At 46.9% G+C, this 13,514-nt stretch carries 13 protein-coding genes; 9 read left to right on the forward strand and 4 right to left on the reverse strand.

Annotation, left to right across the window (positions count from 1 at the left end):
* Nucleotides 1–2: 2 nt before the first annotated feature.
* The 4 genes from IQ263_RS19815 (at nucleotide 3) to IQ263_RS19830 (ending at nucleotide 2,160) form a co-directional block, all read left to right on the forward strand.
* Entirely contained in the window at nucleotides 3–857 is an 855-nt protein-coding gene (locus IQ263_RS19815) for an Rpn family recombination-promoting nuclease/putative transposase (protein WP_194069547.1), read from the forward strand.
* Nucleotides 858–924: 67 nt separating this feature from the next.
* The gene (locus IQ263_RS19820; protein ID WP_194069549.1) at nucleotides 925–1,239 is read left to right on the forward strand and encodes a hypothetical protein; all 315 of its coding nucleotides are present in this window, start codon (nucleotides 925–927) and stop codon (nucleotides 1,237–1,239) included.
* 146 nt (nucleotides 1,240–1,385) lie between these two features.
* On the forward strand, nucleotides 1,386–1,823 hold the full coding sequence (locus tag IQ263_RS19825; RefSeq protein WP_194069551.1) for a J domain-containing protein: 438 nt from the start codon (nucleotides 1,386–1,388) through the stop codon (nucleotides 1,821–1,823).
* 64 nt (nucleotides 1,824–1,887) lie between these two features.
* Complete coding sequence (locus IQ263_RS19830) at nucleotides 1,888–2,160, forward strand: DUF3143 domain-containing protein (protein ID WP_194069554.1); 273 nt, start codon at nucleotides 1,888–1,890, stop codon at nucleotides 2,158–2,160.
* Nucleotides 2,161–2,352: 192 nt separating this feature from the next.
* Here the strand turns inward: IQ263_RS19830 and uppS are convergent, their stop codons facing one another.
* The 3 genes from uppS to lysA form a co-directional block, all read right to left on the reverse strand.
* On the reverse strand, nucleotides 2,353–3,099 hold the full coding sequence (gene uppS / locus IQ263_RS19835) for an undecaprenyl pyrophosphate synthase (protein ID WP_194069556.1): 747 nt from the start codon (nucleotides 3,097–3,099) through the stop codon (nucleotides 2,353–2,355).
* Between the two features lie 20 nt (nucleotides 3,100–3,119).
* Nucleotides 3,120–4,013: a diadenylate cyclase CdaA gene (cdaA, locus tag IQ263_RS19840; RefSeq protein WP_194011314.1), complete on the reverse strand. Its 894-nt coding sequence runs from the start codon at nucleotides 4,011–4,013 to the stop codon at nucleotides 3,120–3,122.
* A 183-nt stretch (nucleotides 4,014–4,196) separates the two neighbouring features.
* Nucleotides 4,197–5,615 (reverse strand): diaminopimelate decarboxylase, encoded by a 1,419-nt coding sequence (gene lysA, locus IQ263_RS19845; protein ID WP_194069578.1) that lies wholly within the window; start codon nucleotides 5,613–5,615, stop codon nucleotides 4,197–4,199.
* 172 nt (nucleotides 5,616–5,787) lie between these two features.
* Between lysA and rimI the strand changes: the two genes are divergently transcribed.
* Nucleotides 5,788–6,399 carry a ribosomal protein S18-alanine N-acetyltransferase gene (gene rimI / locus IQ263_RS19850; protein WP_194069558.1) on the forward strand — a complete coding sequence of 204 codons (612 nt, stop codon included), beginning with the start codon at nucleotides 5,788–5,790 and terminating at the stop codon, nucleotides 6,397–6,399.
* A gap of 392 nt (nucleotides 6,400–6,791) precedes the next feature.
* Here the strand turns inward: rimI and IQ263_RS19855 are convergent, their stop codons facing one another.
* Nucleotides 6,792–8,159, reverse strand: coding sequence for an RNA-guided endonuclease InsQ/TnpB family protein (locus IQ263_RS19855; RefSeq protein WP_333195224.1), 1,368 nt, complete (start codon nucleotides 8,157–8,159; stop codon nucleotides 6,792–6,794).
* Between the two features lie 183 nt (nucleotides 8,160–8,342).
* Between IQ263_RS19855 and IQ263_RS19860 the strand changes: the two genes are divergently transcribed.
* The 4 genes from IQ263_RS19860 to IQ263_RS19875 form a co-directional block, all read left to right on the forward strand.
* Nucleotides 8,343–8,912, forward strand: coding sequence for a hypothetical protein (locus tag IQ263_RS19860; protein WP_194069562.1), 570 nt, complete (start codon nucleotides 8,343–8,345; stop codon nucleotides 8,910–8,912).
* Between the two features lie 597 nt (nucleotides 8,913–9,509).
* Complete coding sequence (locus tag IQ263_RS19865; protein WP_194069564.1) at nucleotides 9,510–11,987, forward strand: ATP-dependent Clp protease ATP-binding subunit; 2,478 nt, start codon at nucleotides 9,510–9,512, stop codon at nucleotides 11,985–11,987.
* A 478-nt stretch (nucleotides 11,988–12,465) separates the two neighbouring features.
* Nucleotides 12,466–13,059, forward strand: a complete 594-nt coding sequence (gene lepB, locus IQ263_RS19870) for a signal peptidase I (RefSeq protein WP_194069566.1) — start codon at nucleotides 12,466–12,468, stop codon at nucleotides 13,057–13,059.
* A gap of 223 nt (nucleotides 13,060–13,282) precedes the next feature.
* Nucleotides 13,283–13,514, forward strand: a 232-nt coding sequence (locus IQ263_RS19875; RefSeq protein ID WP_194069569.1) for a hypothetical protein, incomplete at its 3' end; no start/stop codon positions are given.

Raw genomic sequence — 13,514 nt, forward strand, 5'->3', positions numbered from 1 at the left:
CCATGATATTTATCAACCCAAAAACCGATTACGCCTTCAAAAAAATCTTCGGTTCATCAGAAAGCAAAGATATTCTGATTAGCTTTCTCAACGCCTTAATTTATGAAGGCAATTCTACCATCGAAGACTTAGAAATTATCAACCCAAATCTGCCGCCCAAACTTGAAGGCTTAAAAGATAGTTATCTGGATGTGAAAGCCCAACTCAAAGACGGCACTGTAGTCATCATTGAAATGCAAGTGCTCAACGTTCAGTCTTTTGGCAAGCGAGTTTTGTACAATGCAGCAAAAACCTATGCTTTTCAATGGGAAGCAGCACAAGGATATCGATTGCTGAAGCCAGTGATTGCTTTGACCATTACGGATTTTGAAATGTTTGCTAACAGCGAAGAATGGATTTCTAGATTTGTGTTCAAAGAAGTAAATAAAAACTTTACGTATCCCGAAAACGACCTGGATTTAGTGTTTGTAGAGTTGCCCAAGTTTACTAAAGGAGAGGAGGAACTTGAAACCTTAGCAGATAAATGGATCTATTTCATGAAAAATGCCAGAAGTCTCACATCAATCCCAGAATCAATGGATAGCATACCCGAAATACAGGAAGCTTTTAATATTGCGAATCAATCCAAGTTAAGCCGCGAGGAAGTGGCAGATTTGGACAGAAGAGAACAGTTTATTTATGACCAACAGGGCGCGATCGTGAAAGCTGTTCAGGAAGGCATAGAACAAGGCATAGAACAGGGCATAGAACAAGGTATAGAACAAGGGATGCGATTGGAGAAGTTGGCGATCGCCCGACAACTACTTTCACGTCTAGATAATGCCACGATTGCCCAAGTTACGGGGCTTAGCGTTTAGGATGTAGGGAATTTGCGAGAAAGCGATTCCTAGTTTAAAGTAATGGGGTAGGAAAAATCGATTTTTTATGTCACTGGACTATCCTGAATATGAAAAACTACGCAAGCAAAGTTGGTTCTTGGGATTGCTTTGGCGTATAGGTGACTCGGGATACTATCTGGGGCTATTTGGGGCAGTAGGCTCGCCATTAGTCCTGATTTACAACCAACTCACAAGTCAAAAATATCATTTGCACCCTAAAGCAGCTTTATTGCTTGGGTTTCTGTTAGTAGCATTCTTCGCCTGTATCTTTTGGCTCTCGGCACTACTTAAATATTTTGCATTGAAAAGAGGAGAGGCTTTAAACAATAAACGCTTAAAGCGACCTATCGATAGGACGTAGAGCCGATCGCCCACCCTCAACCCCTCGACATCGCAGACAGTGGCGCTACCCTCAAATTTGGTCTAAAATAATCAAAAATTATCAACAAGCCCAGAGGCGCTTCGGTGACTCCTAACGAGGCAACTGCACAAAACCAAAGTCAGAAAATGCCAAGAAAAGCCCCCTTGGGTTCTAGTTACTACGGCTTGTTAGGCTTGCATCCTTCCGCATCGCCGATCGAAATTCGGCGATCGTACCGGGAACTGAGCAAACTCTACCATCCTGATACCACCAACTTGCCGCCCACAGTCGCCACCGCCAAATTTCAGCAGCTTAACAACGCCTACGCCACCCTCAGCAACCCAGAACGCCGCCTCGCCTACGACCTCAAAATAGGCTATTCTCGGATGAACGTGATTCAGCAGCCCCCTGGTTTTAACACTCCGGTTTCTCGATCGCGTGAAAAAACTTCTAACTCGGCTTATCTAGACCCCACGGATCGCCCTCTTTCCCCAGGAGAAATATTCGCCCTGTTTATCATGGGAACTACTTTAATCGGATGTTTGGTACTGGCGATCGCGATCGGCTTAATTCGCGGCAATTAAACGTTCAAATCCCCAATCCAAAATCTCCCAATCCAAAATCTCCCAATCTAAAATCTAAAATCCCATGACTCTTCCTTCCGCTGATACTCCTTTGTACAACCATCCGCTGCCAGAAATCGAGCAGTGGCTAAAAAGCCGCGGCTGCGAGCAAGACCGGCAAGAACTACACTGCTGGCAGATCGATCGACCTACCTGGAAAGCAGAACTTTTCCTCGATATCGACCAAATCACCGTCCGCTACATTGACGCAGGGGCCGACGGTAAAGACATTCAACGAGCCTTCAAATACTCTCTCTCGCGTCACGACATTGAAGATGCCGTTTTCTCGGGCCCCTAATTTGATTTTAGATTGGCGATTTGAGATTTTTAGATTTGTAATCCAATCGACGATCTAAAATCGGATCGTTCTGTCGATCGAGACATCGGTAAAATTGCTATGAGATTTTAGATTGGGAATCAAACGAGAATCTACATCTAATTAGAAACTGACAAATCAACCAAAAAATCTCAAATCTCAAATCCCAAATCCTTAGACTTTGCCAAATCGGCGGCTGCGTTTTTGATAATCAGACAAAGCGCGGTGAAACTCCGATCGATCAAAATCCGGCCACAGCGTCTCAGTAATGTAAATTTCCGCATAGGCCATTTGCCACAGCAAGAAATTGCTCAACCGCATTTCCCCGCTAGTCCGAATCAGCAAATCCGGATCGCAAACATCAGCAGTATACAAATAGCGTTTAAATAAAACCTCATCAATCTCCTCCGGCTGCAACTTGCCTTCTTGTACTTGAGTGGCGATCGCCCGACAAGCCTGTACAATCTCCTGGCGGCCGCCATAATTCGTCGCCACCCGAAACAAAATCCCCCGATTGTGCTCCGTTGCGGCTACAGAACGCTCGATTTCTGCCTGCAAAGACCTCGGCAAAGCCTCCAAATTCCCCATAAATTGAATTTGTACGTCCTCGTCCACCATCTCCCGCAATTCTTGTCGCAGCTTGCCTTCAAACAAACTCATCAAAAAATCCACCTCTCCAGCCGGCCGCCCCCAATTCTCCGTCGAAAAAGCATAGGCCGTTAAAGCTGGAATCCCCCAATCTTTGCAGCAGCGCAACAATTCCTTCAGGGCGCTAGCCCCCCGGCGGTGTCCCGCAATCCGTGGCAACCCCTTATTCTTAGCCCAGCGCCCGTTGCCATCCATAATCACTGCTATGTGCTTAGGCAGTAGTTCTTGTTGTAGATCCTCCGGCAGCTTTTCCAAGCAAATTCCTTGACTCATGGTTTCTCCCGATTACCCGACTAACGGCGCAGTATCCGCTTTAACAGTGTCACTCCCTTCAATCCTATCTGCCGTCCGAAATTGCCGATCGGAATTGGAGCCACAACTCTTTCTCCCTCCGACGGAAACAGCTTTGCTTCCAGCAATTCCTTAAGTTTGCTGCTAGTCAAAGGTCGATTTAACATTCCCATCTGCGCTAGAGAAATCGAACCCGTTTCCTCAGACACCACCACGCACACACAAGCTTGCACCCGTTCGGTAATCCCCATCGCCGCCCGGTGGCGGGTTCCCAACTGTCGCGACGCGCTGCGATCGGACAAAGGCAAAATTACCCCCGCCGACACAATCCGCGAAGCTCGAATCAACACCGCACCATCGTGCAGCAAAGTTTGCGGCTGAAAGATTGTCTGTAACAATTCTTTAGAGACTTCAGCATTTAGCTTGACTCCCGGCACTGAAAAATCCCGATCGTCGATCGGAGAATCTGTTTCTACAATTAATAAAGCGCCCGTGCGGTTTTGCGAAAGTTCTTTTACTGCGTCCACAATTTCATCTATTACGCTGTCCGGTGCGGGAGTTGGTCGGCGATCGCGTCCAAACAATTGTACAATTTCCCCCCGCCCTAATTGTTCCAGAAATCGGCGAAACTCCGACTGCAATATTACCGCCATTGCCACAGCAGAACCTGTCACCAAGCTGTTGAGCGCAACGTGCAACAGTCTCAATCCAGCCCAGTTGCTCAGTGCCGTCGCCAGCATCAAAATAATAAATCCCCGTACCATCCACAGCGTCCGGCGCTCCCCGACAATGACGAGCACCAAATACGCAAGCGTAAATACCAGTCCAATATCGATCGCCTGAACCAATAGGGACTCAACGAGGCCAAAGTTATAGCCAGATTGTTGATTGTTCATGGTTCATCGAACGCTACCGCCTGTGAACCGCGAACCGTGATGCACTCGAACCCGTGAACCATGAACAGTTGTTATTCCAATCGCGTGACTAAACAAGCCAAAAGTAAAAAGTTAAAAGACAATCATTAAGAAATCAAAATGAATTATCTTACTTTTTACTTTTTACTTTTTATTTTTTACTTCTTACTTTTGAGTTCCGAGTCGTGCCGGAAGGCGATCGAGCCTCAGCAAATCCTGGTAAGTTTCCCGCTGTAAAATCGTGTTAACTTCCCCATTTTTCACTAAAACTGCTGCCGGTCGGGGTACTCGGTTGTAGTTAGAAGACATACTGTAATTGTATGCTCCTGTCGCCGTAACGGCGAGAATATCTCCGGCGTGACACTCGGGCAATTTAGCATCTTTAATCAGAACATCGCCTGACTCGCAGTGTTTCCCCGCAATTGTCACTGTTTCCGTTAAGGGAGCGCGCATTTTGCCGGCTGCGAGGATTCGATACACTGATTGATAGGTAATAGGACGCGGATTGTCCGACATTCCCCCATCCACAGCTAAATACGTCCGCATTCCCGGAATAACTTTTTGAGAACCTACGGTGTAAGCGGTGACGCAGGCTGTACCGACGAGCGATCGACCAGGTTCGCAAAGCAATTTCGGTAATGGCAATTGGTGCCGCTCGCAAGCTGCTACCACTGCGGTGCAAATTGTCCGAGCCCAATCGTCAATGCTAGGAGGATCGTCCGTTTCAGTATAGCGAATGCCCAACCCACCGCCAATATTAATTTCTGTCGCAGGCAAATCATAACTTTGTGCTTTTGTCAAGGCCTGAATTATGACCTCGGCTAAGTCGTCGTGGGGTTGCAGTTCAAAAATCTGAGAGCCGATGTGAGCGTGCACTCCCACACAATATAAGGACGGCTGTTTGCTGATGAACTTAAATACTCGATCGAGCGAATTGGGATCGAAGCCAAATTTACTGTCGATTTGACCAGTCTGAATGTACTCGTGGGTGTGACACTCAATTCCAGGAGTAAACCGCACCATAACTCGTGTCGGCCCGCCTGTTTTACTGGTGACACCCAATTTTCCCAACTCAGAAAGAGTTTCTAAATCCTGCCAATTGTCGGCTACGGTAATGCAGCCGCTTTCGACAGCTAGCTGTAGTTCCTCGCGGGACTTGTTGTTACCGTGGAAATAGATTTTGTCATGGCTAACGCCAGCTTGTAGTGCAGTGTAAATTTCCCCTGCAGATACTACATCTATTCCTAAACCTTCGGAAGCTGCGATCGCGCAAACCGCCAAACAACTCCAAGCCTTAGAAGCATAGAGCACTTGAGTTTCGCCCGGATAGTAACGTGCAAAAGCATCCCGGTACTGCGTGCAAGCCGCCCGCAGCGTTTCTTCGTCTAAAATGTAGAGTGGCGAGCCAAATTGCTCCACCAACGCTGTCACCTCGCAGCCTCCGATTTCCAGCCTGTCTCGGCTGTTAACACTGGCTGTCAGCGGTAAAAGTTCTTGATTGGGCGATCGACTTGAGAGAGCCTCTTGAGACTCAGACAGATACTTAAGTCCCGATTCCACCCCGAAAGATTGAGTTGATACCATCGCGCAATAACTATCCTTACGGTCTTTCCCAGTGTACAATTGACGGCAAGCAATTGGGTCAGTTGCCCCCAGATTCATTCCGCAAGCAGGCTGACTGACGGAGACTCGATCGAACTCCGCATCCTTGCAGTGAGTAACGATCAAATCTAAAATCTAAAATTTAAAATCGGCTGTGCGTTTTCTAGAAATTAAACATCTCGCCCCAGAACACCTCAACAGTGCAGTCGAGCTCGATCGCCTTTGTTTTGACGGACTTTGGACGCTCGAAGGCTACAGGCGCGAATTAGACAGTCCTAACAGCGATTTATTGGGTTTGTGGACATGGGTAATTGAGGACTCTGAATCAAGTCAAAACCGGGCGGGCACGCACCATCCACCGCCCCTACAGATTCCCCCAACTCTCATCGGTATCGGTTGTTTGTGGGCAATTTTAGAAGAAGCTCACATTATCATGCTGGCAATTCATCCTGAGTTTCAAGGTCGGGGTTTCGGGCAAGCTCTGCTTTGGGCGCTGCTAAAATCCGCGTGTGACAGACAATTAGAGCGGGCAACTTTAGAAGTGCGGGACTCGAATTTGGCGGCAGTTTCCCTGTACAAAAAGTTTGGTTTTAAAGAGGCTGGACGGCGCAAGCGATACTACGAAGATACCGGAGAAGATGCTCTGGTGATGTGGCGCAGCGGTTTGGAGAAACCGGAGTTTCAGGAATATTTAGCGGTTGAAAGAGTGCAAATTTGCGATCGGTTGCAGAGAGAAAACTTCACATTGGGCGATCGATATTTTTGAATTTTGAGTGTTAGAGCCCCAGAAACCAGTTTTTTTACGATAATACTTGATTGCTGCCCGTAAATTCGATAAAAACCCGGTTTCTTTTAACTAATATTTTCAGGAAATATTCTAATTTAGCCTCATAAACTCTAGTCAATTCACGGGTTTATAATACCGCAAAAAAGCTTTAATCTGTATCTCAAAATGTTGTTTTTGTTAATTGCTGCTACAAACGAAAACAAACTGCTGTGGCTAAAGCCTGTCAAATCAGGAATATCCAATGAACTTGACACTCACTCGGCCTGAAGGCACGAGGATTCTTGAAGAATTTCTACTTCAATATCCCTATTTCTAGGGTTCCCAAACTCCCCACGTTTGCTCAATCGAGCGTGAGGATATCTTTTGGGCGTTTAGGCACTAATGCCAGGTTTCGCGGAGTCCCCGCGTACCAAATTCAAAGCCCGATCGCGAATAGTTTTTGCAGCACCAATATCAGCGTGTTCGTGATACCCGCATTCGGTACAAATGAACTTTTCGCCATCTCGATTAGACTTGTCTTTATGACCGCAATTCCGGCATTCTTGGCTGGAGTATTTGGGATTAACTTTGATTACAACCTTTCCTTGCTTTGCAGCGAGATACTCGATCTTCAGAATTAATTCGCCCCAGCTAGCATCGGAGATAGAGCGGTTTAGACCTGTTTTCCTTGACTGTCCATTCTTAAGAAATCTACTTGTTTTCTCATCAACTTTTACTCGACATCGACGCATCATACCGGAGATGTTTAAGTCCTCCAAAGCAATCGCGTCAACGTCACGAGAGACTATTTTATTAGCAACTTTCCATTGGTAAGCTTGGCGTTTATCGCTAATCTTCTGGTGGAAAAGTCCTAGTCTTTTAGCAGCTTTTTTGCGGTTTTTGCTACCTTTTGCTTTTCGACTAACCCGTCTCTGCCTAATCCTCAGAGTGCGCTTAGCTTTTTTAGTAGTTGAAAATTTGGGATTTTCGATTTGAGTTCCATCTGATAGATAGACTAATTTCGTAATCCCCATGTCGCAGCCAATTACTTTGACGACATCTTTGAGAGGTTTCGTCATGTAATCGGGAACAGATTTGTCCTCAATGCGAACCGAAACATACCAACCATTTTGTCGCTTTCTTACGGCGCAAGCTTTAATAGTAAAGCCATTGGGAATTAGGCGCGAGTTGTGGAAACGCATCCAACCTAATTTGGGTAAGTAAATCTTACTACCTTGGGTTTTCACTCCCATCACGAAAGTAAAGGAAGTGAAGTTGCTACGGTTCTTAAACTTAGGAAAGCCACGCCCGTCGAAGAAATTTTTATAGGCAATGTCTAGCCGTTTGACGTTTTGCTGTAGAACAGTTGAGTCTATTCCGCCGAACCAGGGTCTAGCTGCTTTTAACTCGGGCAATGCGGTGATTTGAATGTCGCCTGGATTGCGCCGAGGGTTTTTAACTTTCCCATCTTTATCGGTTTTACTCATTTTCCAGGGTTCGCCAGTTGCACCATTTTTACTAACACAACTGGTCAAGGGACAAGCTTCACTTTGCATTCTAATATCGCAATAGTTACCTTGAATAAACTGCTGACTGTACTGAGTAATTCTGTCGTTGAGACACCAATTGTAATGGCTTCGCAACATATTTACCCAATTGGACATTTTTAATTCTTGTGTTGGATTTGGGCGCAACTTGTATACATAGTTTGTCAACAAGTCTGACTCCTCATTTTTTGAGTTGTTATTAGTATATAGCAAAATACTTGTGGGTTTTTAGTTTTTTATATTTTATTAATCTTAATAGAGATGATTTAAATTTATACTTTTACTTACAAAGCCGTCCTATAAGGACGGGGTTTTCAACCCAATTCTCTGATAAAATATGGACTGACCGCTATCCTGGGGACATATTTAATATCCACATTAGGAGGCTCAACCGTTATGGCAGCTACGATCGCAGGCACAATCAAAGTCAACGTGGTCAATGTCACCGATCCCAAATTCGCCGGTGTCTACACAGGTGACTTTTCCTACGACGATACACATCTGACCAAAGTCGGCACAGAGTTCCTGGTCATGAATGATGGTGACTATCAAGTTCGACCAGGACTGCTATCTCTGAACTTTAGATTTCTGGACTTTGCTACAGGTTTAACTCCTGTCACCTATACGGCCAGTGATGATTTAAACTTCCCAGATAATCCTATTTTGTTGTTTGAGAACGGAATTCCCACTCAATTTGGTATGCAAGTTGCTCCGGGAAATGATGGCGGAGTTTGGGGTGGAAATAACGGATTTATTTTTGTAGATCCTGGGATATTTAAGTTCGTCTTGCGAAATGGAACTATTGGAGGTGAGGGGCTAGTGACCTTAGAAATTAACGAATCTCCTCCTACTGCCGTACCGGAGAACGCCTCCCCATTGGCCTCATTGTTAGCCTTTTTGGGCTTGGGTGCAGCTCACTTGTGGAGTCTCTGGGCTTCGGAATTACACTTCCCGACAATCTTTTAGGCTTGACTTTTATTCGGTTTTGTAGAGATCGCTGTGAATTTTAAAACCTCAAAATTGAGGAATACTACTTGAGAGCTCAGCCAAGCGCATGACAATTACACCCGACGCACTCCTGACCAAAGAAACCGGGTTTTTCAATTCATTTGACGGCTATAACCAAGATTTTCTCCAAAAACCAGGTTTTTGACCTCCCCTGCGATTCGCGCAATCGATTAACAGTGAAAAGCTCGATCGCGCCCGTAACAGATAAGTTTTGTGAAGCAACCTCTACACACTTCCAGATGTATGAATTTACGATCGCGCGTAAGAGCAAAAAACATTGTGCTAGAATCCATCAATACGCAGTCGTAGGTTGGGCACAGGCCGAGAAGAGCAATCTTCTTGCAGTCTAGGGGAGGTTGTAGGTCAGCCACCATTTGGGTCTTCCCAGTTGAAAGCCACCCTGCAACATGAGCCTAGAATCTGCAACCGCAGCCGAGTGCGGCCCAGCGGTGGGAGTGTCGCGCTAGAATTGGCATTACGAGTTAACACTCGAACAAAAACGCTCGTTGTGCGAGCGTGACCTCAAAACGGGCACATAGCAGGTGGGAATAAATTATGTTTGAACGCTTCACAGAAAAAGCAATAAAAGTAATCATGTTGGCCCAGGAAGAAGCTCGCCGCCTGGGTCACAACTTCGTAGGGACAGAACAGATCCTTCTGGGTCTGATCGGAGAAGGAACCGGAGTGGCGGCAAAAGTCCTCAAATCAATGGGGGTTAACCTCAAAGATGCTCGGATTGAGGTCGAAAAAATCATCGGGCGCGGTTCGGGCTTCGTAGCAGTCGAAATTCCGTTCACCCCTCGCGCCAAGCGGGTTCTGGAACTGTCCCTCGAAGAAGCCCGCCAACTCGGACACAACTACATCGGCACCGAACACCTGCTGCTAGGCTTGATTCGCGAAGGTGAAGGAGTCGCGGCCAGAGTCCTGGAAAATCTGGGAGTAGACTTGTCGAAAGTCCGCACCCAAGTCATTCGGATGCTGGGAGAAACCGCAGAAGTCGCAGCCACTGGCGGGGGCGCTCGCACCAAAACGCCAACCCTCGACGAATTTGGCTCGAACCTGACTCAAATGGCTGTCGATGGTAAGCTTGACCCGGTAGTGGGTCGGCAAAAAGAAATCGAACGGGTAATTCAAATCCTCGGTCGCCGTACCAAAAATAATCCGGTGCTCATCGGCGAACCCGGAGTCGGTAAAACTGCGATCGCCGAAGGTCTGGCCCAGCGCATCGCTAACAACGATATCCCAGACATCCTCGAAGAAAAGCGGGTAGTCACTCTCGACATCGGCCTGCTGGTCGCCGGTACCAAATACCGGGGTGAATTTGAGGAACGTCTCAAAAAAATCATGGATGAAATCCGCACAGCGGGTAACGTGATTTTGGTGATTGACGAAGTGCACACTTTGATCGGTGCAGGTGCGGCGGAAGGGGCGATCGACGCAGCGAACATTCTCAAGCCAGCTTTGGCTAGAGGCGAACTCCAGTGTATCGGCGCTACAACCCTTGACGAGTACCGCAAGCACATCGAGCGCGATGCAGCCCTAGAGCGGCGCTTCCAACCGGTGATGGTCGGCGAACCTACTGTTGACGAGACGATCGAGATTCTCTTCGGCCTGCGGGAACGCTACGAACAGCACCACAAGCTGAAAATCTTGGACACCGCCCTAGAAGCCGCAGCCAAACTCTCTCACCGTTACATCTCCGACCGCTTCCTCCCAGACAAAGCAATTGACTTGGTAGACGAAGCAGGTTCCAGAGTCCGCCTGATCAATTCTCAACTTCCCCCCGCAGCTAAAGAACTTGACAAGGAACTCCGCCAAGTCCTGAAAGATAAAGACGAAGCGGTGCGTTCTCAAGACTTTGACAAAGCTGGCGAATTGCGCGATCGCGAAATGACGATCAAAGCCGAAATCCGCGCTATTTCCCAAGCCAAAAAAACCGACTCGGCGGCCCGTGGCGACACCGACCCATCGCCAGTAGTTACCGAAGAAGATATCGCTCAAATCGTCGCAAGCTGGACGGGCGTCCCGGTCAACAAACTAACCGAATCCGAATCCGAAAAGCTGCTGCACATGGAAGACACCCTGCACCAGCGTTTGATCGGTCAGGAAGAAGCAGTAAAAGCTGTTTCCCGCGCCATTCGCCGCGCTCGCGTCGGATTGAAAAATCCCAATCGCCCGATCGCCAGTTTCATCTTCTCCGGGCCCACAGGCGTCGGCAAAACCGAACTCACCAAAGCCCTTGCTTCCTATTTCTTCGGTTCCGAAGAAGCCATGATCCGGCTGGATATGTCCGAATACATGGAACGCCACACCGTCTCCAAACTCATCGGTTCTCCGCCCGGGTACGTCGGCTACAACGAAGGCGGCCAACTCACAGAAGCAGTCCGCCGCCGTCCTTACACCGTCGTGCTGTTCGACGAAATCGAAAAAGCCCACCCCGATGTCTTCAATATGCTCTTGCAAATATTGGAAGACGGCCGTTTAACCGATGCCAAAGGTCGCACCGTGGACTTCAAAAACACGCTGCTGATCATGACTTCTAACATCGGTTCTAAGGTGATTGAAAAAGGCGGCGGCGGCCTCGGTTTCGAGTTCAGCGACAACCAAGCCGATGCTAATTACAACCGCATTCGTTCCTTGGTTAACGAAGAACTCAAGAACTACTTCCGCCCAGAATTCCTCAACAGACTTGACGAAATTATCGTCTTCCGTCAGTTGAACAGGGAAGAAGTCAAGGAAATCGCCGTCATCATGCTTAAAGAAGTGTTCGGCCGCTTGACAGAACAAGGAATCACGATGGAAGTGACCGAGAAATTCAAAGAACGGCTGATAGAAGAAGGCTACAACCCCAGCTACGGAGCCCGACCCCTGCGCCGCGCCATCATGCGGTTGTTGGAAGACAGCTTGGCCGAGGAAATTCTTTCCGGTCGCATCAAAGACGGCGACATCGCCCTTGTGGATGTGGGCGATGACGGGATTGTCAAGGTGCTGCAAGGTCAAAAGCGGGAATTGCTGCCCCAAGGCGCTGAGTAAGATTCAGTTGGACGCCGCGAGTAAAGTTGTGAAATAACCAATCTCGCAGTTGCAAATAACTCGAAATCTTCACGTAAAAAAAAGGTAGAGAATTAAAATTCTCTACCTTTTTTATGAGTTAATATCAAGAGGATACTTATTATATCGGGTACGGTCGATTGACAAGGATAAAATTGGTTCGTAGTGCGGACTAAAGTCCGCAGGCGCGATCGGTTTTTGTGATGCTAATCGACCGGACATGATATTACGTCAATATTTGATGAATAGGGAAACCACAGACAAACGCAAATAAACGCAGGTAATTGTAAGATAGTTTGCATTTGTTGCAATTCCAGTCTAATAATTAACAGCGATATATTTCAAAGGTAAGCTGTAGAGAATTGAAATTAAATATTCGAGGTGATTGTTTCTTGACATACAATTTGAATATCTCTACAACTTATTAGATAATTTGTGGCAATTATATAGCGAGGACTCAATGACATCGGAAAAAAAGAATTTAGCTACAGAAGTAGCAGAAGTGCAGGCTGAAACCTGGTGGCAAAAAGCCTGGAAGTCGCAGCGAGAAAATCTACAAATCGTAATTATTGCTTTGGGTTTAGCAATATTGATTCGAGCGCTGGTGGCGGAACCGCGCTTCATCCCCTCAGATTCTATGATACCAACTCTCCACGTGGGCGATCGCGTCGTGGTCGAAAAAATCTCCTACTACCTCGAACCTCCAAAAACTGGCGACATCGTAGTATTTGTCCCCCCGGAAAAGTTGCAAGAACAAGGCTTTACCCAAGACCAAGCATTTATCAAGCGGGTAATTGGTTTACCTGGTCAAACCGTCGCTGTTAAAAAAGGTTTAGTTTATCTCAACGACAAACCCCTCGTCGAAAAATATATTGCCGAACCTCCTAAATACCAGTGGGGGCCTTATCGCGTCCCTGAAAATCAATACTTTGTGATGGGAGATAACCGCAACAACAGCAACGACTCTAGCCGATGGGGATTTTTACCTCAGCAGAATATCATCGGCCGCGCTGTAGTGCGGTTTTGGCCACTAGAACGTATCGGACAAGTTTGAAGTCATCAGTCATCAGTCATTGGTCATTGGTCATTAGTCATTGGTCATTGGTCATTAGTCATTGGTCATTGGTCATTAGTCATTGGTCATTAGTCATTAGTCATTGGTCATTGGTCATTAGTCATTGGTCATTAGTCATTAGTCATTAGTCATTAGTCATTGGTCATTGGTCATTGGTCATTGGTCATTGGTCATTAGTCATTAGTCATGAGGAAGATGAAAGATGGAAGATGGAAGATGGAAGATGGAAGATGGAAGATGGAAGATGGAACCTCGGCCAACGAACAAGGTGCGGGATTCGGATGAATGTTGGGGGAATTGGGAATTGGGAATTGGGAATTGGGAATCGGTAATTGGGAATTGGAAATTGGGAATCGGTAATTGGGAATTGGAAATTGGTAATTCTCCCCCTCTCCCCCTCTCCCCATCTCCCACTCTCCCCATCCTGTCTCTTA

Origin of the sequence: Tychonema sp. LEGE 06208, from assembly GCF_015207505.1 — a bacterium.
Taxonomy (GTDB): Bacteria; Cyanobacteriota; Cyanobacteriia; order Cyanobacteriales; family Microcoleaceae; genus Microcoleus.